21 protein-coding genes and 2 tRNA genes are annotated in these 22,290 nt (G+C 66.3%); 12 read left to right on the top strand and 11 right to left on the bottom strand.

The genetic code is table 11. The features are described 5' to 3' along the window. Positions 1–172: 172 nt before the first annotated feature. Positions 173–1,171 (bottom strand): TRAP transporter substrate-binding protein, encoded by a 999-nt coding sequence (locus tag KBW95_RS11205; protein ID WP_211524562.1) that lies wholly within the window; start codon positions 1,169–1,171, stop codon positions 173–175. A gap of 125 nt (positions 1,172–1,296) precedes the next feature. Between KBW95_RS11205 and KBW95_RS11200 the strand changes: the two genes are divergently transcribed. The 3 genes from KBW95_RS11200 (at position 1,297) to KBW95_RS11190 (ending at position 4,398) form a co-directional block, all read left to right on the top strand. Beyond that, entirely contained in the window at positions 1,297–3,285 is a 1,989-nt protein-coding gene (locus KBW95_RS11200) for a PAS domain-containing sensor histidine kinase (RefSeq protein WP_211528280.1), read from the top strand. 34 nt (positions 3,286–3,319) lie between these two features. Further along, a complete protein-coding gene (locus KBW95_RS11195; RefSeq protein WP_211528279.1) occupies positions 3,320–3,901 on the top strand; it encodes a response regulator transcription factor in 582 nt (193 codons plus the stop codon). Positions 3,902–4,017: 116 nt separating this feature from the next. Next, on the top strand, positions 4,018–4,398 hold the full coding sequence (locus tag KBW95_RS11190) for a class I SAM-dependent methyltransferase (RefSeq protein WP_211528278.1): 381 nt from the start codon (positions 4,018–4,020) through the stop codon (positions 4,396–4,398). A gap of 3 nt (positions 4,399–4,401) precedes the next feature. On the opposite strand, the gene queG is transcribed toward KBW95_RS11190, so the two are convergent. Beyond that, positions 4,402–5,490, bottom strand: coding sequence for a tRNA epoxyqueuosine(34) reductase QueG (queG, locus tag KBW95_RS11185; protein WP_211528277.1), 1,089 nt, complete (start codon positions 5,488–5,490; stop codon positions 4,402–4,404). Between the two features lie 54 nt (positions 5,491–5,544). On the opposite strand from queG, the gene tsaE reads away from it, so the two are divergent. The 3 genes from tsaE to KBW95_RS11170 are packed head-to-tail and all read left to right on the top strand — an operon-like array spanning position 5,545 to position 8,229. Then, complete coding sequence (tsaE, locus tag KBW95_RS11180) at positions 5,545–6,030, top strand: tRNA (adenosine(37)-N6)-threonylcarbamoyltransferase complex ATPase subunit type 1 TsaE (RefSeq protein WP_211528276.1); 486 nt, start codon at positions 5,545–5,547, stop codon at positions 6,028–6,030. Next, on the top strand, positions 5,994–7,454 hold the full coding sequence (locus tag KBW95_RS11175) for an N-acetylmuramoyl-L-alanine amidase (protein ID WP_211528275.1): 1,461 nt from the start codon (positions 5,994–5,996) through the stop codon (positions 7,452–7,454). Before tsaE ends, KBW95_RS11175 begins: the two co-directional genes overlap by 37 nt. Position 7,455: 1 nt before the next feature. Further along, a complete protein-coding gene (locus KBW95_RS11170) occupies positions 7,456–8,229 on the top strand; it encodes a D-hexose-6-phosphate mutarotase (RefSeq protein ID WP_211528274.1) in 774 nt (257 codons plus the stop codon). Between the two features lie 220 nt (positions 8,230–8,449). On the opposite strand, the gene KBW95_RS11165 is transcribed toward KBW95_RS11170, so the two are convergent. Beyond that, positions 8,450–9,484, bottom strand: coding sequence for a carbonic anhydrase (locus KBW95_RS11165; RefSeq protein WP_211528273.1), 1,035 nt, complete (start codon positions 9,482–9,484; stop codon positions 8,450–8,452). A gap of 111 nt (positions 9,485–9,595) precedes the next feature. Continuing rightward, positions 9,596–10,240, bottom strand: coding sequence for a VTT domain-containing protein (locus tag KBW95_RS11160; RefSeq protein WP_211524552.1), 645 nt, complete (start codon positions 10,238–10,240; stop codon positions 9,596–9,598). A 178-nt stretch (positions 10,241–10,418) separates the two neighbouring features. On the opposite strand from KBW95_RS11160, the gene KBW95_RS11155 reads away from it, so the two are divergent. The 6 genes from KBW95_RS11155 to KBW95_RS11130 all read left to right on the top strand — a co-directional run bounded on the left by KBW95_RS11155 (position 10,419) and on the right by KBW95_RS11130 (position 15,437). After that, entirely contained in the window at positions 10,419–11,351 is a 933-nt protein-coding gene (locus KBW95_RS11155; protein WP_211524551.1) for a peptidylprolyl isomerase, read from the top strand. Positions 11,352–11,551: 200 nt separating this feature from the next. Next, positions 11,552–13,456 (top strand): DNA mismatch repair endonuclease MutL, encoded by a 1,905-nt coding sequence (gene mutL / locus KBW95_RS11150; RefSeq protein ID WP_211524550.1) that lies wholly within the window; start codon positions 11,552–11,554, stop codon positions 13,454–13,456. Then, the gene (miaA, locus tag KBW95_RS11145; RefSeq protein WP_229429690.1) at positions 13,456–14,409 is read left to right on the top strand and encodes a tRNA (adenosine(37)-N6)-dimethylallyltransferase MiaA; all 954 of its coding nucleotides are present in this window, start codon (positions 13,456–13,458) and stop codon (positions 14,407–14,409) included. The genes mutL and miaA overlap by 1 nt, the downstream gene beginning before the upstream one ends. A 135-nt stretch (positions 14,410–14,544) precedes the next feature. Further along, a complete protein-coding gene (locus tag KBW95_RS11140; RefSeq protein WP_211524548.1) occupies positions 14,545–15,114 on the top strand; it encodes a septal ring lytic transglycosylase RlpA family protein in 570 nt (189 codons plus the stop codon). A 109-nt stretch (positions 15,115–15,223) separates the two neighbouring features. After that, positions 15,224–15,300, top strand: a tRNA-Met gene (locus KBW95_RS11135). A gap of 60 nt (positions 15,301–15,360) precedes the next feature. Then, positions 15,361–15,437, top strand: a tRNA-Met gene (locus KBW95_RS11130). A 57-nt stretch (positions 15,438–15,494) separates the two neighbouring features. Here the strand turns inward: KBW95_RS11130 and KBW95_RS11125 are convergent. The 7 genes from KBW95_RS11125 to KBW95_RS11095 all read right to left on the bottom strand — a co-directional run bounded on the left by KBW95_RS11125 (position 15,495) and on the right by KBW95_RS11095 (position 22,273). Next, a complete protein-coding gene (locus tag KBW95_RS11125; protein ID WP_211528271.1) occupies positions 15,495–16,616 on the bottom strand; it encodes a M12 family metallopeptidase in 1,122 nt (373 codons plus the stop codon). Positions 16,617–16,864: 248 nt separating this feature from the next. Then, positions 16,865–17,023, bottom strand: coding sequence for a hypothetical protein (locus KBW95_RS11120; protein WP_036215215.1), 159 nt, complete (start codon positions 17,021–17,023; stop codon positions 16,865–16,867). A 91-nt stretch (positions 17,024–17,114) separates the two neighbouring features. Beyond that, complete coding sequence (locus KBW95_RS11115) at positions 17,115–17,429, bottom strand: putative signal transducing protein (protein ID WP_211524544.1); 315 nt, start codon at positions 17,427–17,429, stop codon at positions 17,115–17,117. Between the two features lie 30 nt (positions 17,430–17,459). Further along, positions 17,460–18,737: a DUF445 domain-containing protein gene (locus KBW95_RS11110; protein WP_211524543.1), complete on the bottom strand. Its 1,278-nt coding sequence runs from the start codon at positions 18,735–18,737 to the stop codon at positions 17,460–17,462. Between the two features lie 41 nt (positions 18,738–18,778). Continuing rightward, positions 18,779–19,927 (bottom strand): CaiB/BaiF CoA-transferase family protein, encoded by a 1,149-nt coding sequence (locus KBW95_RS11105; protein ID WP_211528270.1) that lies wholly within the window; start codon positions 19,925–19,927, stop codon positions 18,779–18,781. A gap of 11 nt (positions 19,928–19,938) precedes the next feature. After that, the gene (locus tag KBW95_RS11100) at positions 19,939–21,081 is read right to left on the bottom strand and encodes an acyl-CoA dehydrogenase family protein (RefSeq protein WP_229429686.1); all 1,143 of its coding nucleotides are present in this window, start codon (positions 21,079–21,081) and stop codon (positions 19,939–19,941) included. 10 nt (positions 21,082–21,091) lie between these two features. Further along, complete coding sequence (locus KBW95_RS11095; RefSeq protein ID WP_211528269.1) at positions 21,092–22,273, bottom strand: lipid-transfer protein; 1,182 nt, start codon at positions 22,271–22,273, stop codon at positions 21,092–21,094. Positions 22,274–22,290: the final 17 nt, after the last annotated feature.

Below are 22,290 nucleotides of genomic sequence, written 5' to 3'. Positions count from 1 at the left end.
GTGCTCCCCAAATTCGTGTGTTCTGTGCTGCATTCGCACCATGTCAGTGCGAGAAGTCCCCATCATATCGCAAGTGTTTGCCTCAAGCGTATCTTTTTGACCACACTGTCAAAAAATTTATTTTAGTTATAAAGAATTCGCATAAGACAACCCGCGCCCGGGTAAACCCCCTTCAGCGCTTCACTTCGCGGCCGATGGCGCGCACGATGTCCTTGCCGATCCGGGTCTCCATCTGGTTGTAGACCGGCATCATGGCGCGCCGCCATTCCATCTGCTGCTGGGCGTTCAGCGTGTGGATGGTGGTGGTGCCGGCGCGGCGGATCGATTCCAGCGCGGCGTCGTTGGTGCGCTGGGCGATCGTCTTTTCATAGGCGGTGGCGTCGCGCATGGCGCGCTCGAGGGTGGTGCGTACGTCCGAGGGCAGGCCGTCCCAGAACTTCTTGTTGACGATCACCGCATAGCCCAGGTAGCCGTGGTTGGACACGGTCAGGTGCTTCTGGCTCTCGTGCATCTTCTGGGTGTACATATTGGAGGGCGTGTTCTCGGTGCCCTCCACCACCCCGTCGCGCAGCGCGGGCGCGGTTTCCGAGAAGGCCAGCACCTGGGGCCGGGCCCCGAGCGCGCGCATCTGGGCGTCCAGCACCTTGGAGGCCTGGATGCGCATGCGCAGGCCGCGGAAGTCGCCCGGCGCCAGCAGCGGCTTATTGGCCGACATGACCTTGAAGCCATTGTCCCAGTAGGCCAGGCCGACGATGCCCTTGGGCTCCAGCTTGCGCAGCAAGTCCTTGCCGACCGGTCCTTCGGTCACGGCGTACAGTGCCGCCTTCGAGGGGAAGATGTAAGGCAGGTCGAAGGCTTCGAATTCCTTGATGCCCAGGGGCGAGAACTTGGCCAGCGAGGGGGCCAGCATCTGCACCGCGCCCAGCTGCAGGGCTTCGAGCTCCTCGCGGTCTTTATAGAGCTGGCTGTTCGGGTAGACTTCGACCCGCACCCGGCCCTTGGTCATCTGCTCGGCGAGCTGCTTGAAGCGCTCGGCCGCCTGCCCCTTGGGCGTATCGGGCGCGACCACGTGGCTGAACTTGATGACGATCGGTCCCTGCGCACATGCACTGGAGCTGACAATGAAGCTCATCGCTGCGGCAAGCGCCCCGACCAGGGCTTTGATCTGCATGGCGGTTCGGTTCTTCCTGGTGAAACGTTAATATGACGAGTGGGCCAGTCTGGAGCCGTTCTCCCCGACCCGCCATCGTGGACTTCCACAATAGCCCGACAGTGTAACCAAGTACAAGGCAAGGCATGAAAAATCCGTTCGCGCAGCCCTCCCCGGAACAGCGCTCGCGCCCGCTGCGCTGGCTGGTGCCGGTGCTGCTGGTGCTGCTGTTCCTCGCGGTGCTGATCTGGCTGCCCTGGCAGGCGCGCCAGATGGAAAGCAACGAGCGCCAGGAGCAGCTGATCGCCGACACCCTGTGGGTGGAGCAGACCCTGCGCTTCGAGCTGGCGCGCAGCGAAGAAGCCCTGGCCGCCCTCGGCGCCGACCTGGTGGTGGCGCCCCCTCCCACGCCGGTGCTGCGGGCGCGTTTCGCGCAGATGTTCAAGAACGGTCCCGAACTGGTGCGCGTGGCCTGGCTGGACGAGGCCGGCAAGCTGATGGCGAGCCACGGCGCCGACATGCCGGCGGCCGGCCTGCCGGAAGCGACCCGGCAGGCCGCCGAGATGGCGCACGCCACCCGGCGCGGCCGCTACAGCGAACCCTATGGCGCCACGCCTTCGACGCACGGCCTGATCGACTTCTACCTGCCGCTGTACCGCCAGGGCCAGTACTCGGGCAGCCTGGTGGCCACCTACAGCCTGGAGGTGCTGCTGAACGAAACCGTGCCCTGGTGGTTCGCCCAGGACAATGCCCTGAGCCTGCTCGACCGCGACGACCATGTGGTGGCCCAGCGCGCCGCCGGCGGGCCGGGACGCGGCGTCTACACCCACCGGCGCGACCTCGACCTGCCGGGCGCGCTGGTGGCCCTGTCGACCGACAGCGTCAAGGGCGCGCCCAAGCTGCTGCCGAACCTGCTGGTGGGCTCGGTGATCGTGCTGGCCCTGGGCCTGGTGCTGAGCCTGGTCGCCCTGTGGCGCCACATCTCGCGCACCCTGGCGGCCGAAGCCGCGCTGCGCCAGCAGATGGCCTTCCGCACCGCGATGGAGAATTCCCTGCTCACCGGCCTGCGCGCGCGCGACCTGGAGGGGCGGGTCACCTACGTCAACCGCGCCTTCTGCCAGATCGTCGGCCTGCCCGAGGAAGCCCTGGTGGGCAAGAAGCCGCCCATGCCCTACTGGGCGCCGGAAGCCATGGGCGACTACGAGGAACGCTTCCGCGGCGTCCTGGCCGGGACCATCACGCCCCAGTTCGAGACCGTCTACCAGCGCTCGGACGGGGCGCGGGTGCCGGTACTGGTGTTCGAGGCGCCGCTGGTGGACGTCTACGGCAAGCAGACCGGCTGGATGAGCTCAGTCCTCGACATCACCGACCGCAAGCGCGTCGAAGAACTCAACCGCCAGCAGGAGGAAAAGCTGCAGGCCAGCGCGCGCCTGGCGACCATGGGCGAGATCTCGTCGATGCTGGCGCACGAGCTGAACCAGCCACTGGCGGCGATCTCCAGCTACACGGCGGGCGCGCTCAACATGCTGGAACGCGCCGACGGCGGCGAGGTCCAGCCCGGCCTGCTGAAGCGCGCGCTGGAGCAGGCGCGCCAGCAGGCCCAGCGCGCCGGCCAGATCATCCGCAGCGTGCACGAATTCGTGAAGAAGCGCGAGCCGCTGCGCGAGACGGTGAGCATCCGCAGCGTGGTCGACGGCGTGCGCGCCCTGATCGACCTGCAGGCGCGCCAGGCGGCCGTGGTGCTGCGCGTGGAGCTGCCGCCCGACCTGCCGCCGGTGCTGGCCGACCGCATCCTGCTCGAACAGGTGCTGCTGAACCTGACCCGCAACGCCATCGAAGCCATGCAGGACACGCCGCCCGAAGACCGGGTGCTGCGCATCCAGGGCGCCCACGGGCGCGGCCAGGTGTCGGTGTCGGTGATCGACCGCGGCCACGGCATCGCGCCCGAAGTGGCCGAGCGCCTGTTCTCGCCCTTCCACTCGACCAAGGCGGAAGGCATGGGCATGGGCTTGTCGATCTGCCGCACCGCGATCGAGTTCCACGGCGGCACCTTGACCCATGCGCCGAACCCGGCCGGCGGCACGATTTTCACGTTCTCGCTGCCCGCGCAAGCGGCGGCCCCGGCGCTGGGCTAAAATCCCGACCAACAACAAAACGGAGACGCACAGCATGCTGCACATCGTCGATGACGAAGAGGTCATTCGTGACGCCCTCGCCTGGCTGGCGCAATCGCGCGGCCTGGAAGCGCGCGGCTACGCGGGCGGCCATGAATTCCTCGACCAGATGCAGCAGCCCGGCGACGAAGGCGACTGCGTGCTGCTCGACGTGCGCATGCCGGACATGAACGGCATCGCCGTGTTCGACCAGCTGATCCAGCGCGGCCTGCTGCCGCGCCTGCCCGTGATCTTCCTGACCGGCCACGGCGACGTGCCGATGGCGGTCGACTCGCTCAAGCGCGGCGCCTTCGATTTCTTCGAAAAACCCTTCAACGACAACATGCTGATGGACCGCGTCGAGGAAGCCATGGCGGCCTCGCGCAAGGCCGCCGCCTCGGCCCAGGTGCAGGCGCGCCTGGCCACCCTGTCGGCGCGCGAGCGCGAAGTGCTGGACCTGATCCTGGCCGGCATGATGAACAAGGTGGTCGCCGACAAGCTCGGCATCAGCATGCGCACGGTCGAGGTGCACCGCGCCCACATCTTCGACAAGATGCAGGTCAAGACCGCGGTCGAGCTGGCCGGCTTGCTGAAATAAGCCAAGCATTCTTCCCGCACAACAAGCGTCTCTAAATTTCGGGGAAGCCTTGTAAAATAAATCTGAACGTGGCGCGCGGGCTGGACCGGGCTGCGCTTCTTTTTTGGGGACAGTCCATGAACGAAAAGACAGTGGCAGACAAGATGTTCCTGAGGACGGCGAAATCGATGCTCATCCTCAACGGCCAAGTCAATCCAGGGGTGGTGTCGCAGATGCCTGCCGAGCTGGTCAAGGAGGGCGACGGCCCCTTCGACGTGATCCTGATGTTCTGCATGAACCGCAAGGACCTCGAACACTTCCTGCCCCAGGCGAAAGAAAAGCTGGGCGACAAGGGCTCGCTGTGGATCGCCTACCTCAAGCAGACTGCCTCCAAGGCGACCGACATCAACCGCGATTCGATCAACGACTATGCCAAGGAAAACGGCATTACGAGCGTGGCGATGATCTCGATCGACGGCGACTGGTCGGCGCTGCGCGCCAAGCGCATCGAGGTCTGATGTTCAGGAGGTGTGGCGCGCCAGAGCCCACGTAACGTGTTCGCGCACCAGTTCGGACGGGTGTGCGGCGCGCGCCTCCAAGGCCGCCACGATGGCAGGATCGCCCTGCCGCTGCCCGGCCGCATTGCCCAGCCCCACCGCGAGGTTGCGCAGCCAGCGCTCATGGCCGATCCGGCGGATCGGGCTGCCTTCCATGCGGCGGTTGAATTCCTCTTCTTCCCACGCGAACAATTCCACCATGCTTGATTCGCCGAGGCCATTGCGCTCGTCGAAATCCGGCAGTTGGGCGCGCTGGGCGAACTTGTTCCACGGACAGGCCAGCTGGCAATCGTCGCAGCCGTAGATGCGGTTGCCGATCAGGGGGCGCAGCTCCTCGGGAATGCTGCCCTTGAGCTCGATGGTCAGGTAGGAAATGCAGCGCCGCGCATCCAGCTTGCCAGGGCCGAGGATGGCCTGGGTCGGGCACACGTCGATGCAGGCCTGGCACTGGCCGCAATGGGCGCCGGTGGGCGGGTCGACCGGCAGCGGCAGGTCGACCAGGATCTCGCCGATGAAGAAGGTCGAGCCGGCCTCGCGCGACAGCAGCAGGGTGTGCTTGCCGCGCCAGCCCAGTCCGGCTTTTTCCGCCAGCGGCAATTCCATCACCGGGGCGGAATCGGTGAACACGCGGTAGCCGAGCTCGCCCACGGCCGCCTTCACCATCTCGGCCAGCTGCTGCAGGCGGTTGCGCAGCACCTTGTGGTAGTCGCGGCCGCGTGCATATACAGAGACCACGGCGGCATCCGGATCCTGCTGGCGCAGGCGTTCCTGGGCGCGCCAGTCTTCGTCGCGCTGCTGCGGCAGATAATCCATGCGCGCGACGATGGCGCGCACCGTGCCCGGCACCAGTTCGGCCGGACGCGCACGCTTCATGCCATGGCTTGCCATATAATCCATCTCGCCATGGCAGCCCGCATCCAGCCAGGCCTGCAGGCCGGCTTCCAGGTGCGCCAGGTCGACGTCGGCGATGCGCACGTCGGCGAAGCCCAGCTCCGCGCCCCATTGCTTGATGGTGCGCGCGAGGTCGGCGAGGTTGGGAGTGGAATTCGGCATGGCGGGATCGACAACAACGCGGCTCAACACCGCACAAACAAGCTATTTTATTCGATGCAGTCCTTCAAAGCTTACCTGGCCGACGAATCGGCAACGGCCGCCCTGGGCGCGGCGCTGGCCCGTGCGCTGCGTCCCGGACTGGTGATCTACCTGCACGGCGACCTGGGAGCCGGCAAGACCGCCCTCACCCGCGCCCTGATCCAGGCTGCCGGCCACAAGGGCACGGTCAAGAGCCCGACCTATACGCTGTCGGAACCCTACCGGGTGAGCCTGGATGGCCAGCCTGTCAACATCATCCACTACGACCTGTACCGCATGTCGAGTCCCGAGGAATTCCTGGACGCGGGCTTCCGCGAGGACTTCGACGGACGCAACATCTGCATCGTCGAATGGCCGGAAAAAGGCGAGCCGGTGTTGCCGCCACCCGACGTCAAGGTATTGCTCAACGTCAGCGGTCTCGGCCGTGAGGTAGAATTGCAGGCGTTGTCCGACTTGGGTCTGCTATGCCTCGACCGTCTCGCCTTCGTACCCCCGCCTTGATTCCCGGATCGCCGCGCCGCCGTACCCTGCTCAAGGCCGGGGGTACGCTGCTGCTGTCCGTGATCTCTCCGCTGCCCGCCAGCGCCGCCCAGATCCTGGCGGTGCGCGTCTGGCCCGCGCCCGAATACACCCGGGTGACCCTGGAAAACGACACCAATCTCAAGACCGAACACTTCATGGTGCCCGATCCGCCGCGGCTGGTGGTCGACATCGAGGGCCTGGGCCTGAACAGCACCCTCAAGAGCCTGGTCGCCAAGATCGAGCCGAACGATCCCTACATCAAGCAGGTGCGCGTCGGCCAGAATCGTCCGAACGTGGTGCGCCTGGTGTTCGACCTGAAGGAAGAGGTCAAGCCGGAAGTGCTGACCCTGGCCCCGGTGGCCGGCTACCAGCACCGCCTGATCTTCGACCTGTATCCGCTCAAGCCGGTCGACCCGATCGCCGCCATGATCGAAAAGGGCGAATGGAGCACGGTGCCTGCGCCGAGCACGCCGGGCAACCAGGCCCTGGGCGAACCAGTGGCCGGCACGGCGCCCGTGCAGATCCCGACGCCGGCGCCGGTGACGCCGCCCGCCCAGCAGAATCCCGTGCCGGACGCGATCGCGCGCATGGAAGCCGAGCTGTCGGGCCTGAACGGCACGCAGCCGGCCCAGCCGGTGCAGCCGCCGCCCTCGCCCACGAAAACGGTGCCCAAGGGCCCGGCCCAGAAGGTCACGCGCATGGTCACCATCGCGCTCGATCCGGGCCACGGCGGCGAGGACCCGGGCGCGATCGGCGCGCGCGGCAGCCGCGAGAAGGACATCGTGCTGGCGGTGGCCAAGCGCCTCAAGGCCAGGCTGGAACAGCTGCCCAACACGCGCGTGATGCTGACCCGCGACGGCGATTATTTCGTCCCGCTCGGCACCCGCGTGCAAAAGGCGCGCAAGGTCGACGCCGACCTGTTCGTCTCGATCCACGCGGACGCCTTCGTGTCGCCGACGGCACGCGGCTCCTCGGTGTTCGTGCTGTCGGAAAAAGGCGCCAGCTCGAGCGCGGCGCGCTGGCTGGCGAACGACCAGAACAAGGCCGACCTGATCGGCGGCGCCAGCTACGCCACCGCCGACAAGCAGCTGGCCAGCGTGCTGTTCGACCTCTCGACCACGGCCCAGATCAACGACAGCCTCAAGCTCGGCAAGGCCGTGCTGGGCGAGATCGGCGGCATCAACCGCCTGCACAAGGCGGCCGTCGAGCAGGCCGGCTTCGCGGTGCTGAAGGCGCCGGACATCCCGTCGATCCTGGTCGAGACGGCCTTCATCTCGAACCCGGAAGAAGAAGCGAAGCTGAACGACGACGGTTACCAGGACAAGCTGGCCGACGCCATCACCAAGGGCATCCGCCGCTATTTCGCCGACAACCCACCCATGGCCAAGAGCCGCCAGACCTGACATGCACCAGACCACCTTCGGGCAGCTGCCCGCGATCCGCATCGCATCGGACGATGGTGCCGAGGCGATCGTCACCCTGTACGGCGCGCACCTGATTTCGTGGAAGGGCGCGGACGGCGCGGAACGCATGTTCTGCAGCGCCAAGTCGGCGCTGGACGGGACCAAGGCGATCCGCGGCGGCGTGCCGGTGATCTTCCCGCAATTCGCCGAGCGCGGCAGCGGCATGCGGCACGGCTTTGCGCGCGTCAGCACCTGGCGCCTGGAAGACAGCGGCCAGGGCTGGGCGGTATTTGGCCTGAACGAATCCGACCTGCCGGAGAAGCTCGCCACCGCCTGGCCGCACCGCTTCGCGCTGGCGCTGCGGGTGGCCGTGCAAGGCAATGAGCTGGCGATGACGCTCACGGTGCGCAATACGGGCGAGTCGCCCTTCCCGTTCGCGGCGGCGCTGCATACCTATCACCTGGTGCCGGAACTGCGCGAGGTGCGCATCGACGGCGTGGCGGCGCAGACGCTGGCGATCGAGGACAAGCTGGATCAGGTCTATCAAGCTATCCCTGGCGCGATCACGATGGCCACCGGCGCGCGGACTCTGACGCTGGAGCAGGAAGGCTTTACGGACGCGGTGGTGTGGAATCCGGGCGCGGCGGACGCCGCCGCGCTGGCCGATATGGAAGATGAAGAATATCGCCGTTTCGTGTGCATCGAACCGGCACTGCTAGATCCGCATACCCTCAGCGCGGGGGAAAGCTGGGAAGGCCACTACCGCATCTTCTAATCCCGTAGCAGTAGCACCGTCGTACGCGCCACTGGCGCCTACGACTTCCGGCGAAGTGAACTGACCCCAAGTTCGTTGCGTACCACCTTATTCATACGAAGTGGCAACATACGCAAACTTGGATCCCGGCCTTCGCCGGGATGACGGTTTTACGGTTGCGGGCATTGATTAGCTGTGACAACGCCTCAAAAACAAAAGCCCGGCATCGCCGGGCTTTTCTTTACATCGATTCCTTGATCATCCGTCCATTACTCGCCTGTACCGGCCGCGAATTCAGCGGATACAGCCGCGAGAACAAGGCCATCTGCTGCGGCGAAGCCGTCATCGGCTGCTTCATCACCAGCCATAGCACGTCCTCGGTGCACGGCGGCGTGGTCAGCGAACCCATGTAGGTGAAGTATTCACGCTTCGCCGGCAGGATCTCGTTCACGTCCAGCACGATCGACGGCGACACCGTGGTCTGCTTTTCCAGCGGCAGGTTGTTCCACACGGTCTGGATCATCGGATTGGCCGTGCCGCGTTCGAGCAGCACGGCCAGCACAGCCAGCTTGCCGTCGTAGCTCTTGTGCACCAGGTGCACCACCATCTCCGTGCCCTTGCCGTTGATGCGCTCTTCCGACGGGCGGTGGAAGTGGAAGCCCTGCAGTTCATAGGTCGTGTTGCCGACCGTGAGGAAGTTGCCGCCGCCGACGTTGACCTGGATGGTGTGGCCGTTGTCGATCTCGTTGAACGAGCTCGGGTGGTAGTCGAAGGCGATCTGTTCCAGGTCGACCTTCATGCCGTCGCGCAGGTCGATCGGCGACTGGCGGTTGCCGGTCGAGCATTTGGCCCAGTTTGAATTGATATTGGCCCAGTTGGCCGGGCCGAATTCGCCGTCGTAGCTCCAGTGGGTGCCGTTCTTGGGCGCGTGCTCCTTGGCCGCGGCCGCGGCGGCGGCCAGGGCTTCCTGCTTGCGCCTGGCGTCCGCCGCCTTGCGGGCGCGGGCCGCGGCCTGGGCGCGCGCTTCCTGCTTGGCGCGCAGCTCGGCCAGCTTCTCGGCGATGCGGACCGACAGGTCGACCTCGGCCTCTTCCTCGGACTTCTGGGCGGCCGCAGGGGCCGGCAGGGCAGAAACTGCGGAGGCCTTCAGGTTGGGCTTGATCGAAGCCTTGACGAGCTCCGGCTTGGCCGCCTTGTCGGTCTTGGGAGCGGGATCGTTCGCGCTTGCCGTCGCCGTGACCAGGCTGAGGGCGAACAGTGCGATGAGGTTGCGCATGAGGTTCCAGATGAGTGGGCTTACCCCATGCTTATCGGCTCGAAGGCGCCAAAACTTGAGTGCGCTGAAGCAACAAGGCCGCAGAATCTGCGGCCTTGGTCAGGATGGCAATTAGCGGCTGAGCATGCGCCGGCTGAACTTGACCAGCCCGCCGATCGCGAGCGGCACGATGGCGGCGCTCACGCCCACCAGCACGATCTCGGTCAGGTGGTCGCGGATGATCGGGATGTTGCCAAAGAAATAGCCGCCGGTGACCAGGCTGGCCACCCACAGCAGCGCGCCGGAGATGTTGTACACCTGGAAGCGCGCGCTCGTCATGTCGGACACGCCCGCCACGAAGGGCGCGAAGGTGCGCACCACCGGCACGAAGCGGGCCAGGACGATGGTCTTGCCGCCGTGCTTTTCGAAGAACTCGTGGGTGCGGGTCAGCGCATCCTTGTTGATCCAGCGGTAATTGTGGGTAAACATGCGGTGGCCGACGGCCTCGCCGATGTAGTAATTCAGGGTATTGCCCGTCACGGCCGCCAGCACCAGCAGGCCCATCAGGAGCGGATAGTTCATCTGGCCGGTGGCGCAGAAGGCGCCGGCGATGAACAGCAGGGTATCCCCGGGGAAGAAGAACAGGACCACCAGGCCCGTCTCGCAGAACACGATGGCGAACAGCACCATGTAGACGTAAGTGCCGTACTGGGCCAGCAAGGTGCCCAGCGTCTTATCGACATGCAGGACCATGTCGAAGAGTTGCATCAGATCCATAATTTTCCTAGAGGGTAGCTTTACATCATACCATTAGTCGCCCTCTGAAAAGGAGGCCCGGCGCCCTGTTTCCGGGACTACTCAAACAACAGACTTGATGCTTTGACAGCATTCCGGATTACAATCCCGCGATACCCGACAACAAGGCGGCGCGGCCGCAACGAGGAGACCACGCATCATGAGCTTGACCACCCTTCGCACTACGCTGTCCACTTCCCTTGGCCTGGCCCTGCTGGCCTCGTCCAGCGCCTTCGCAGCGGCACCCAAGGCGGCCAAGGAGCTGCCGCCCAAGCCCTCGGTGGCGGACGTGGTCAAGGCGTCCAAGCCATCCGAATGGCGCCCGCTCGATCCCGAGAACACGATGTACATCGAGCTGCCGGCCGGCCGCGTGATCATCGAACTGGCCCCGGCCTTCGCGCCGAATACGGCGGCCAACATCCGCGCCCTGGTGCGCGAGCGCTACTTCGACGGCCTGTGGATCATGCGCGCCCAGGACGGCTTCGTGGTGCAGTGGGGCGACCCGGACGAGGAAAATCCGAAGCCTTTCAAGGCGGCCAAGACGGTGAAGGCCGAGTTCACGGTGCCGATCAAGGGCACCAGCGGCTTTACCCGCCTCAAGGAGCCGGACGTGTATGCGCCGCAGGTCGGCCACGCGAACGGCTTCCCGGTGGCGCGCGACCCGGCCACGGGCGAGACCTGGCTGCCGCACTGCTACGGCATGGTGGGCGTGGCGCGCGACAACGGCGCCGATACCGGCAACGGCTCGCAGCTGTACACCGTCATCGGCCATGCGCCGCGCCACCTGGACCGCAACATCACCGTGGTCGGACGCGTCGTGCACGGCATGCCGCTCCTGACCGTCATGCCGCGCGGGACGGCGGCGGCGGGCTTCTATGAAAAGGCCGAGCAGCGTACGCCGATCGCCAGCGTGCGCATGGCGGCGGATGTGCCGGAGGCGGAGCGCAGCAAGTTCGAGGTGATGCGGACGGATAGCGCGGCCTTCCAGGCTGTCGTGGAGGCGCAGCGCAATCGGGGTGGTCCGTGGACCAAGGTGCCGGCGGGGCGGATTGATTTGTGCAATGCGCCGATTCCGGTGAGGGAGCAGAAGTAAGCGGTCTGCACGAAAACTTGGGTTCCCGCCTTCGCGGGAATGACGTGCTGAAGTAGCGTTCCATAACAGCTGTTGTGGCCTGCCCCCTCAAAACGTCATTCCCGCGAAGGCGGGAACCCAAGTTTGCAAGCAGACCACAATCGCTTCCGAATTCCCGCCGAGCCTGATCCGCCTCAACCCCGCCGCGATATAATCCCGGCATGAACGCGCCCGTCCTCACCTACCGTCCCATCCAGCAACTCCCCGACCAGCTCATCTCCCAGATCGCCGCCGGCGAAGTGGTCGAGCGGCCATCGGCCGTGGTCAAGGAACTGCTGGAAAACGCGCTCGATGCGGGCTCGACCCAGATCACCGTGCGCCTGGAGGAAGGCGGCGTCAAGCGCATCGCGATCACCGACAACGGCCGCGGCATCCCGCCCGAGGAATTGCCGCTCGCCCTGTCGCGCCACGCCACCTCGAAGATCGCCTCGCTGACCGATCTCGAGAACGTGTCCACCCTGGGCTTCCGCGGCGAGGCCCTGGCCTCGATCGCGGCGGTGTCCGCCGTGCGCATCACCTCGCGCACCGCCGGCTCGCCCCACGCCTACGAAATCGTCGGTTCGCACCACGGCACCGTGGCACCCTCGTCCGGCGCCTTCGGCACCACCATCGACGTCCAGGACCTGTACTTCAATACGCCCGCGCGGCGCAAGTTCCTCAAGTCGGAACAGACCGAATACGCCCACTGCGCCGAAGTCGTACGCCGCATCGCGCTGGCGCGGCCGGACGTGTCCTTCAGCCTGACGCACAACGGCCGCACCATCGACCACTGGAACGTGAGCGAACCGGCCAAACGCAGCGCCCAGATCCTCGGCGGCGATTTCGCCGAAGCGCGCCTGGCGCTGGACGAATCGGCCGGCCCGCTGCGCCTGCACGGCTACGTCGGCCTGCCGACGGCCTCCAAGGCGCGCGCCGACGGCCAGTTCTTCTATGTGAACGGGCGCTTCGTGCGCGACAAGCTGCTGGTGCACGCGGTACGCGCGGCCTACCAGGACGTGCTGCACGGCGACCGCTTCCCGTCCTATGTGCTGGCGCTCGAACTCGACCCGGCGCTGGTGGACGTCAACGTCCACCCGTCCAAGATCGAAGTGCGCTTCCGCGACAGCCGCGCCGTGCACCAGTTCGTGTTCCACGCGGTGCAGCGCACCCTGGCCCAGACCTCGGCCACCGCGCACGGCAGCGCGCCGGCGCCGATCAGCGCGGCCGAGATCAGGCCGACCGGCACGCCGGTCTGGCAGCCGCGCCCGCACGAGCAGACCTCGTTCGGCGCCCAGCTGTCCCCGACCTTCTCGCCCTCTCCCTTCCCGGCCGGCAGCCGCTGGGACGAGCCGCGCGCGGGCGTAGCGCAAAGCACCGCCGCCTACGGCGCGCTGTTCGCCGCGAACGAATCCTCGCGTCCGGAGGCCCCGGCGCCTTCGCCCGCGAATGTGCCGCTGTCGGCCTCGGACCGCCCGCTGTCGAACGAGGACTTCCCGCTCGGCTTCGCACTGGCCCAGCTGCACGGCATCTACATCCTGGCCCAGAACACCAAGGGCCTGGTGCTGGTCGACATGCACGCGGCGCACGAGCGCATCCTCTACGAGCAGCTCAAGCATGCGCTGGACGCGCGTCTGGACGGCCAGGAAGAAATGCAGGTGCAGTCGCTCCTGATCCCCGTGACCTTCTACGCCGATGCGGTGGAAGTGGCGACCGCCCAGGACCACCAGGACACGCTCAAGGCGCTCGGCTTCGACATCGCCGCGCTCTCGCCCACCACCCTGGCGGTACGCTCGGTGCCCTCGCTGCTGAAGAACGCCGACGCCCAGACCCTGGCGCGCGACGTGCTGCGCGACGTGCGCGAATTCGGCGGCTCGCGCGTGCTGGTCGAGCGCCGCAACGAACTGCTGGGCACCCTCGCCTGCCACACGGCGGTGCGCGCCAACCGCATCCTGTCCACGCCCGAGATGAACGCGCTGCTGCGCCAGATGGAAAGCACCGAGCGCGCCGACCAGTGCAACCACGGCCGCCCGACCTGGGTCCAGCTCGAGATCGCCGCTCTCGACAAGCTTTTCCTGCGCGGTCAATGATGGCGACGATGAAGAAACCGATGGCGGTGGCCATCATGGGCCCGACCGCGTCCGGCAAAACGGCGGCGGCGCTGGCGATCGCGCGCGAACACCCGGTGGAGATCATCTCGGTCGACTCGGCCCTGATCTACCGCGAGATGGACATCGGCACCGCCAAGCCGACGCCGGTAGAACTGGCCAGCGCGCCGCACCACCTGATCGACATCCTCGATCCGCTCGAGTCGTATTCGGTGGCGCAGTTCAGCGCCGACACCATCCGCCTGGTGGCCGAGATCCAGGCGCGCGGCAGGTTGCCGCTGCTGGTGGGCGGCACCATGATGTACTTCAAGGGCCTGACCGACGGCCTGGACGACCTGCCGACCGCCGACCCGCAGGTGCGCGCCGCCATCGAGGAAGAAGCCGCGCGCATCGGCTGGCCCGGGATGCACGCCAGGCTGCGCACCCTGGACCCGGCCACGGCCGACCGCCTGGCGCCGAACGACGCCCAGCGCATCAACCGCGCGCTGGAAATCATCGAGCTGAGCGGCAAGCCGATGTCGGAACTGCTGGCGCGCCGCGCCAAGCCCGAGCTGCCTTTCGAGCTGCTGTCCTTCGCCCTGGAACCCTCGGACCGCAGCGTCCTGCACCAGCGCATCGCGCTGCGCTTCGACCAGATGCTGGGCGCGAGCGACGATGCCGGCCTGGTGGAAGAAGTGAAGCGCCTGCGCGCCCGCGGCGACCTGAACCCATCCCTGCCCTCGATGCGCTGCGTCGGCTACCGCCAGGCCTGGGAATACCTCGACGGCCGCATCGACCGTGCTGGCTTGCGCGAAGCGGGCATCGTCGCCACGCGCCAGCTGGCCAAGCGCCAGCTCACCTGGCTGCGCGCGATGCCGCAGCGGATCGTGCTCGACTGCCTGGGGCCGGACCCGGCGCCGGCGATGCTGGCCCACCTGGCGAATTTGCAAAAATAGCAAGTCCATGGCGTTTGCCGGCGTGGAATCCACGCCACAGGTTTTTTCCAAATGTAAATTTCCTGTGGTAATGTGTATCAGTCCGTTAGCATTCCCGCTGATCAGCAATACGGTGGCGCGCCACCGCCCTCCCGCATGACGACTTCATTTTTCCGCTATGGCTTCATCGCCGCAATCTCCGCCCTGCTCGCAGCCTGTTCCAGCACCCCGACCGTTGCACCGTCGAAAACCATTCCAGGCGCCGTCCCGTCCAAGTATTACCTGAACGACGGCCCCATGAAAGGCATCACCCAGGAGATGGTCGACGCCCTCCCCGAACCGGTGCCGAAACGCGAACCCATCAATAAGTGGGCCAAGCGGCCCTACGAGGTGCTTGGCAAGAAGTTCACGCCGATGACCGAGCTGGCGCCCTTCAAGCAGCGCGGCAAGGGTTCCTGGTACGGGACGCGCTACCACGGCAAGAAGGGATCGATCGGCGAGCCCTACGACATGCTGCAGCTGACCGCCGCGCATCCGACCCTGCCGCTGCCCTCCTACGCCCGCGTTACCAACCTGGAGAACGGCAAGAGCGTGGTGGTGCGCCTGAACGACCGCGGTCCCTTCCTGCACGACCGCATCATCGACTTGTCCTATGCGGCGGCGATGCGGCTCGGCTACGCCGGCAAGGGCAGCGCGGACCTGGAAGTCGAGCTCCTGCTTCCCTGAATTTCGGGTATGCTGGGTCCCTCGTGCCTGATGCGACGCTTTTTTGCACGACGGCACAAGATCCAAGCTTGACAGGGTAAGAGGCAGCCGCGATAATGCCTGCCGTTGCGGTGATATAGCTCAGCTGGTTAGAGCACAGCACTCATAATGCTGGGGTCGGTGGTTCAAGTCCACCTATCACCACCACAGAATTCCAAGCGAATGGCTTGACTCCTCGAGTCGAGCCATTTTTGCTTTCATGATTTTGGTGATATAGCTCAGCTGGTTAGAGCACAGCACTCATAATGCTGGGGTCGGTGGTTCAAGTCCACCTATCACCACCAGTTCGACAGGAAGCCGTTGATCCCGCGATCAACGGCTTTTTTGTTTCTGCAGGCCCGTCACCACATCATGACCGAGGTCTGGTCGCGGCGTTCGCTGTGATACATCCGCACCCGCAGCACGTATTCGCGACCCTTGAACAGCTTGATGCGAAAGTACGCGTTCAGGTCCTCGCCGCTGTCGTCGTCGCCGATCCGGTAACGCAGCTGGTGATTGTCGCTTTCGAACAGGACCATCACCGAGTCCGAGGCGCCGAAGGTCCCGAACTGGTAGAAGCGCGTCTCTTGCGGCGCGACGCGGAAATCGCGCTGCTGCCCCGGCGCCAGCTCGACCAGCACCGACTGTGCCGGACGCAGCAGGGGCGCGGCAGCATCGTCGGTCGGCGGATACAAGGTCTTCACCCAGCTGCGGTCCCGCTCCGACAGTCCTCCCGCGGGCTGCAGGCCGTGGATGAAGTAGTGCTCCGGCTTCCTGATCAGGCCCGCCTTGAACGGGTAGTGCATGACGGAATCGGGGTCCCAGGTTGTCCCTTCGACTTCGCCCGGCTCGAGCTTGCGGATGATGTTCCAGTAAGTCTTGGCGCGGTCCCATTCGTTGGGCGGGCGCGCCAGGTCGAGATAGACCGCTTCCTCGTCCCACTCGATGCCCGCCTTGGGATTCTGGTGCTCGTGCGGGAAACCCAGGGTGTGGCCGATTTCGTGGATGGCGGTGTCCAGCTCGCCGGGAGCGGCGATGTTCCAGCCGAAGTTCATGGTCCGCTCGTTGGGCCCGTGGTCCAGGATCTCCCGCCCCAGCCAGGACCAGGCGCCGTCCCCGCGCATGAAGCCGATGCGGATTTCGGCTTCTTCCCTTTCGCGCACCTCCTCGAAGCGGATGCCGATGCCCTGCTGCGCCCAGACGTCGAAGGCCTGGCGCGCCACCTGCATCTCGTTCTCCGCACCTTTCCAGGGCACGAACACGGTTTGCCCATTCTCGAGCAGGACGTTTTCGCCGTCCGTGTCGCGGTCGAAGAAGTAATAGTGCAAGACGGTGCCGGTGACCCACTTGTTGCCGAACAGGTTGATGAGCCGCTCGCGCATCGGCGTGACGCTCGCGGGCAGGATCCGCTTCGGCACCGCGTGCAGGGAGCAGATGCGCCGCTCTTCGCTCTCTCCTGCTCCTCCTTCATCAGTTGTTGCCATGACGACCTCCGATTCTTAAGGCTTGTTAGGAATGGGATCGACATGAAAACGTGGCAATTGGTTCCGCACCGGCAGCAGCCGGACCTTACCCGACGGAGAAGGTGCAAGCGATCGGCCTGCGGATCGCGAAATGGCAGGCGTTGAAGACGGGATTACTGGAGAGGAACAGGCTGTGTGTCTGATTGCGGCCGGGCCCGCATCGGCCGGTTGAACGCGTCGGCGGCAGAGCCGCCGACCCTACGGGTACATCAATGCTTCTTGCCGCCGCCCGAGATCTTGTTCTCGGTGGCCCAGGCACGGCGCTCGGCTTCCTTCTTGCCGACGCCCTTCTTCTCGTAGCCTTCCTCGATGTGCTTGACCTGGCGCTTCTGCTTGTCGGTGTACGACGATTTATCACCTTGAGGCATGATGGCTCTCCTTTCATACGAACGATGAGCCCAGCTTAGCGCGCCCGTTGCCTCTTTTTTGTGCGCCATCCCACTTATACGGCCGATCTGCTCAGCCGTAAGTGCAGTCGTCGTCCAACGCATAATCACCGCGCGCCAGCCCCGCCAGCACCGCGTGCGCCTGCTGGAGGTGTTCGGCCGGCACCAGCACCCTCACCCCGCCCAGCGCCGGCGCCAGCAGCAAGTCGGTCTGCATCAGGTGGGCGTCGGCCAGCACGGCGGGCACGCCGGCGGCCACCAGGCAGCCCTGGGCCAGGTTGGCGTCCAGCGGCACCATGTAGCGCGCGACGATGAACAGGTCGCGCCCCGGAATCTGCTCGACCTCGGGATGGGCCGCAAGCCAGGCGTTCAATGCCAGCTGTTCCATGATGCGCTCCAGGAGTGGTTTGAATTCATCTTATCCCAACAGGGCCGGCAATTGGGACAGCAGGTAGAGCGTCACGCCGATCAGCCCGCCCACGATGGTGCCGTTGATGCGGATGTACTGCAGGTCCTTGCCGATATTGAGTTCGATCTGCTGCGACATCTCTTCGTCCGGCCAGTTCTTGACGGTGTCGGCGATGTGCCGGGTCAGATAGCCCGCGAATTCGGGCGCCGCGCCGCGCGCGGCCGATTCCAGGTTCTCGTGCAGCGACTGGCGCAGCTGCGGGTCTTCGCTCAGCACCTTGCCGACCCAGGCGCCCATGGCCACGACGCGCCGCCGCAGGCTGGAATCCTCGCTGTGCAGGTCGCGCTTGAGCCAGTCCTTCAGCTCGTCCCACAACTCCTTCAGATAGCCGTTGAGCTTTTCGTCTTCCAGCAGGTAGCGCTTGATCTCCTCGGCCTTGTCGAGGAAGTCCGGATCGTCCTTGAGGCGTTCGATGAACTCCGCCACGTAGTCGTCGAAGCGCTGGCGCAGCGGATGCTGGGGGTCGGCCGCGACCTTGCCCAGGATGCCGGCCGCCAGCCGCACCGCGATGTCGGCGCCCTTGCGGCCGATCAGGTCCGAGGGCAGCATGCGCTCGATGAAGGCGTACTCCTCCTTCAGCCATTCGACGATGCCGTCCGAGATGGTGGCCTGGGTCTTGGGGTTGTCGAGCAGGCGCGCCAGCTGGCGGATGCCTTCGTCGAGCAGTTCCTGGTGGCGCCGGCCGCGCGTCAGGCTTTCCAGGATCGCGCCGGCGGACTTCGACAGATCGACGCTGCGCACCATGGAATGCACGGCGCGGCTGATGAAGCCCTGCACCGCCGCGTCCTCGATAAAGTCGAGCATCCAGGTGGCGGCGCGCACCAGGTAGCCGCCCATCAGTTCCGTGTTGGCCGGCTTGGCCAGCCACTCGGCCACCTTGCGCACCGGATCGTGGCGCTGGATCAGGCCGACGATGGAGTCGGTGTCGAGGAATTTCTCGCGCACGAACACGGCCAGGTTGTCGGCGATGCGCGCCTTGTTGTTGGGGATGATGGCCGTGTGGCGCGACACGAAGGGAATCGGCACCGGCTTGAACAACGCCACCACCGCGAACCAGTCGGCCAGGGCGCCCACCATGGCGGCCTCGGAAAACGCGCGCAGCAGGCCGGTCCACCAGTTCGCCGGCAGGAACAGGGTCAGGACGAACAGCGCGGCCGCGCCCAGGAAAAATCCCAGGGCGAGCATCTTGGACTGGCGCAGTTCGTCTTGCTTGGTGGTCGCTTGCATGGCCGGCATCCGCTACTGTTGTTGAGCTGACGCCGCCTATGCTATATGACTTGCCCCTCGCGCAGCGCTTCGATTGCCGCCCGGCCCAGCCCCCAGTCGGCCAGGATGGCGGCGCCATCCTCCGCGGGAACGACCGCTTCGGGCACGGCGGCCGGCGTGCGGCTGAAACGCGGCGCCGGGGCCGGCTGGGTCACGCCGTCGACTTCCACGAAGGTGCCGCGCGCCGCATTGTGCGGGTGGCGCGGCGCCTCGGCCATGTCGAGCACCGGCGCGAAGCAGGCGTCGCTGCCTTCCAGCAGGCTGCACCATTCGTCGCGCGTCCTGGTCGCGAACAGGGCGGCGAATTTCTCCTTGAGTTCCGGCCAGCGGCTCTCGCGCCACTGCTTCTCGAAGGCGGGATCGTCGACGCCGGCCAGCACCAGCAGCTGGGAATAGAACTGCGGCTCGATCGCCCCGATGGCGACGAACTTGCCGTCGCTGCAGGCATAGGTATCGTAGAAGGGCGCGCCGCCGTCGAGCAGGTTGGCTTCGCGCCGGTCGCTCCACATCTCGTGGGCGCGCAGGCCATAGACCATGGAGCCCAGCAGAGCCGCGCCATCGGTCATGGCGGCGTCGACCACCTGGCCCTGGCCCGACTGGCGCGCTTCCAGCACCGCGCACAACACGCCGAAGGCCAGCAGCATGCCGCCGCCGCCGAAGTCGCCCACCAGGTTCAGGGGCGGCGCCGGCGGCCCGTCCTTGCGTCCCATGGCGTGCAGCATGCCGGACAGCGCCACGTAGTTGATGTCGTGTCCCGCCGCATAGGCCAGCGGGCCGTACTGGCCCCAGCCGGTGACGCGGCCCATCACCATCCCGGGGTTACGCCCCAGCAGGATGTCCGGCCCCAGGCCCAGGCGCTCCATGACGCCGGGGCGGAAGCCTTCCAGCAGCACGTCGGCCTGTGCCGCCAGCTGCAGCAGGGCCTCGCGGCCCGCGGCCTGCTTCAGGTCCAGCGCCAGGGTGCGCCGGCCGCGCGCCATCACGTCGTATTTCGTCCCCAGGGTCGGGTAGGGATTGCCCTCGCCCGGTGCGCTCTTGCGCTCGATGCGCAGGACTTCCGCCCCCATGTCGGCCAGCATCATGGCGGCGAAGGGACAAGGCCCGATGCCGACCATTTCGATGACTTTGACTCCCTGCAGCGGTCCGGGCATGCCATGTCTCCTCAGAGCGAACGGGCGATGATTTCTTTCATGATTTCGTTGGCGCCGCCGTAGATGCGCTGCACGCGCGCGTCCACGTACATCTGGGCGATCGGGTATTCCAGCATGTAGCCGTAGCCGCCGAACAGCTGCACGCACTGGTCGACCACCTTGCACTGCAGGTCCGAGATCCACCACTTGGCCATCGAGGCCTGGACCGTGTCCATGCGCCCGGCCAGCATGTCCTCGATGCAGCGGTCGATGAACACGCGCGCGATCGTCGCCTCGGTCTTGACCTCGGCCAGTACGAAGCGGGTGTTCTGCATTTCGATCAGCGCCTGCCCGAAGGCCTTGCGCTCGCGCGTGTGCTCGATCGTGAGGCGCAGCGCGCGCTCGATCGCGGCCACGCCGCACACGCCCAGGATGGTGCGCTCGTAGGGCAGCTCGGTCATCAGCTGGGCGAAGCCCCTGCCCTCCTCGCCGCCCAGCACGTTTTCCAGCGGGACGTAGGCCTCGTCGAAGAACAGCTCGCAGGTGTCCTGGCCTTTCTGCCCCACCTTGTCGAGGATGCGGCCGACGCGGAAGCCCTCGTTGTCCCTGGTCTCCATCAGCATCAGCGACACGCCTTTGGCGCCCGCCGCCGGGTCGGTCTTGGCCACCACCAGGACCAGGTCGGCCAGGTAGCCGTTCGAGATGAAGGTCTTGGAGCCGGTGACGCGGTAGCCGTCGGCGGTCTTGCGCGCGACCGTGCGGATACCCTTCAGGTCCGAGCCCGCGCCCGGTTCCGACATGGCGATGGCGGCGATCATCTCGCCGCCGGCCAGGCGCGGGAGATAACGTCGCTTCTGTTCTTCGGTGCCCTGGTTGAGCAGGTAGTGCTCGACGATGGCGTGCACGTGGATGCCGAAGGCGGTGTCGCCGCCGTAGGACAGCTCCTCGAACACCACCGCCATGTGGGCGAAGCTGCCGCCCGCGCCGCCGTACTCTTCGGGGATATCGGCCGCCAGCAGGCCCATCTCGCCGGCCTTGCGCCACAGCGTGCGGTCGACGTGCTGCTGCTTGCGCCAGGCGTCCTGGTGCGGCACGACCTCGCCCTCCACGAAACGCCGCACGGCGTCGCGGAAGGCCTGCAGTTCTTCATTCATCCATGGGGAAAGCTGTTCCATGCCCGTCCCTTCAATTACGGTAGAGGGTGACGACGCAGGCGCCGCCCAGGCCCAGGTTGTGCTGCAGGGCCACGCGCGCGCCCTCGACCTGGCGCGCGCCGGCGCTGCCGCGCAGCTGGTGGGTCAGCTCGAAGCACTGCGCCAGTCCGGTGGCGCCCAGCGGGTGCCCTTTGGACAGCAAGCCGCCGGACGGATTGGTGACCACCTTGCCGCCGTAGGTGTTGCCGCCTTCGCGGATGAATTTGTCCGCGCCGCCTTCGGGGCACAGGCCCAGGGCTTCGTAGGTGATCAGTTCGTTGTGCGCGAAGCAGTCGTGCAGCTCGACCACGTCCAGGTCTTCCGGTGCGACGCCGGCCTGCTCGTAGACCTTGCGCGCGGCGGCGCGGCTCATGTCGTAGCCGACCACGCGCATCATGTCGTCGGCCTCGAAGGTGCTGGGACGGTCGGTGGTCATCGCCTGGCCGGCGATGTGGACGTCGGCGCGCAGCTTGTGGCGGCGCGCGAAGTCTTCCGACACCAGCAGCGCGGCGGCCGCGCCGCAGGTCGGCGGGCAAGCCATCAGGCGGGTCATCACGCCCGGCCAGATCTCGGGCGCGTCCAGCACGTCCTGGGTGCTGACTTCCTTGCGGAACAGCGCCAGCGGGTTGTTCACGGCATGGCGGCTGGCCTTGGCGCGGATGCGGGCGAAGGCCTCGAGCGGCGTGCCGTACTTGCGCATGTGGGCCAGGCCCGCGCCGCCGAAGTAGCGCAGCGCCAACGGGATCTCGGGCTTGCCGACCAGGCGGTCGGTCACCTCGTCGAAGGCGTCGAACGGCGTCGGGCGGTCGGTGAAGACCGAGCCCAGGGCGCCCGGGTTCATCTGCTCGAAGCCCAGCGCCAGCACGCACTCGGCGGCGCCGCTCTCGATGGCCTGGCGCGCCAGGTACAGCGCGGTCGAGCCGGTCGAGCAGTTGTTGTTGACGTTGACGATGGGGATGCCGGTCATGCCGAGCTGGTACAGGGCTTTCTGGCCGCTGGTCGAATCGCCGTAGACATAGCCGACGTAGGCCTGCTCCACCTCGTCATAGGCCAGGCCCGCATCGTCCAGCGCGGCGCGCGCGGCGCGGTAGCCCATCGCATGGTAAGGGCTGCTGGCGCCCGGCTTGGCGAAGGGGATCATGCCCACACCCGTCACATATACTTTCCGGCTCATCCTTGTCTCCCTGTTAT

This window comes from Massilia sp. ZL223 (assembly GCF_018119395.1).
Classification (GTDB): Bacteria; Pseudomonadota; Gammaproteobacteria; order Burkholderiales; family Burkholderiaceae_D; genus Telluria.
The sequence above is the reverse complement of the archived record's forward strand: the minus strand, read 5'-3'. Positions and strand labels throughout refer to the sequence as shown.

Bases quoted from the DNA above. Each gene is read 5' to 3' on its own strand.
- KBW95_RS11205 (WP_211524562.1), bottom strand. From the start codon at position 1,171: ATGCAGATCAAAGCCCTGGTCGGGGCGCTTGCCGCAGCGATGAGCTTC.
- KBW95_RS11200 (WP_211528280.1), top strand. From the start codon at position 1,297: ATGAAAAATCCGTTCGCGCAGCCCTCCCCGGAACAGCGCTCGCGCCCG.
- KBW95_RS11195 (WP_211528279.1), top strand. From the start codon at position 3,320: ATGCTGCACATCGTCGATGACGAAGAGGTCATTCGTGACGCCCTCGCC.
- KBW95_RS11190 (WP_211528278.1), top strand. From the start codon at position 4,018: ATGAACGAAAAGACAGTGGCAGACAAGATGTTCCTGAGGACGGCGAAA.
- queG (WP_211528277.1), bottom strand. From the start codon at position 5,490: ATGCCGAATTCCACTCCCAACCTCGCCGACCTCGCGCGCACCATCAAG.
- tsaE (WP_211528276.1), top strand. From the start codon at position 5,545: ATGCAGTCCTTCAAAGCTTACCTGGCCGACGAATCGGCAACGGCCGCC.
- KBW95_RS11175 (WP_211528275.1), top strand. From the start codon at position 5,994: ATGCCTCGACCGTCTCGCCTTCGTACCCCCGCCTTGATTCCCGGATCG.
- KBW95_RS11170 (WP_211528274.1), top strand. From the start codon at position 7,456: ATGCACCAGACCACCTTCGGGCAGCTGCCCGCGATCCGCATCGCATCG.
- KBW95_RS11165 (WP_211528273.1), bottom strand. From the start codon at position 9,484: ATGCGCAACCTCATCGCACTGTTCGCCCTCAGCCTGGTCACGGCGACG.
- KBW95_RS11160 (WP_211524552.1), bottom strand. From the start codon at position 10,240: ATGGATCTGATGCAACTCTTCGACATGGTCCTGCATGTCGATAAGACG.
- KBW95_RS11155 (WP_211524551.1), top strand. From the start codon at position 10,419: ATGAGCTTGACCACCCTTCGCACTACGCTGTCCACTTCCCTTGGCCTG.
- mutL (WP_211524550.1), top strand. From the start codon at position 11,552: ATGAACGCGCCCGTCCTCACCTACCGTCCCATCCAGCAACTCCCCGAC.
- miaA (WP_229429690.1), top strand. From the start codon at position 13,456: ATGGCGACGATGAAGAAACCGATGGCGGTGGCCATCATGGGCCCGACC.
- KBW95_RS11140 (WP_211524548.1), top strand. From the start codon at position 14,545: ATGACGACTTCATTTTTCCGCTATGGCTTCATCGCCGCAATCTCCGCC.
- KBW95_RS11125 (WP_211528271.1), bottom strand. From the start codon at position 16,616: ATGGCAACAACTGATGAAGGAGGAGCAGGAGAGAGCGAAGAGCGGCGC.
- KBW95_RS11120 (WP_036215215.1), bottom strand. From the start codon at position 17,023: ATGCCTCAAGGTGATAAATCGTCGTACACCGACAAGCAGAAGCGCCAG.
- KBW95_RS11115 (WP_211524544.1), bottom strand. From the start codon at position 17,429: ATGGAACAGCTGGCATTGAACGCCTGGCTTGCGGCCCATCCCGAGGTC.
- KBW95_RS11110 (WP_211524543.1), bottom strand. From the start codon at position 18,737: ATGCAAGCGACCACCAAGCAAGACGAACTGCGCCAGTCCAAGATGCTC.
- KBW95_RS11105 (WP_211528270.1), bottom strand. From the start codon at position 19,927: ATGCCCGGACCGCTGCAGGGAGTCAAAGTCATCGAAATGGTCGGCATC.
- KBW95_RS11100 (WP_229429686.1), bottom strand. From the start codon at position 21,081: ATGGAACAGCTTTCCCCATGGATGAATGAAGAACTGCAGGCCTTCCGC.
- KBW95_RS11095 (WP_211528269.1), bottom strand. From the start codon at position 22,273: ATGAGCCGGAAAGTATATGTGACGGGTGTGGGCATGATCCCCTTCGCC.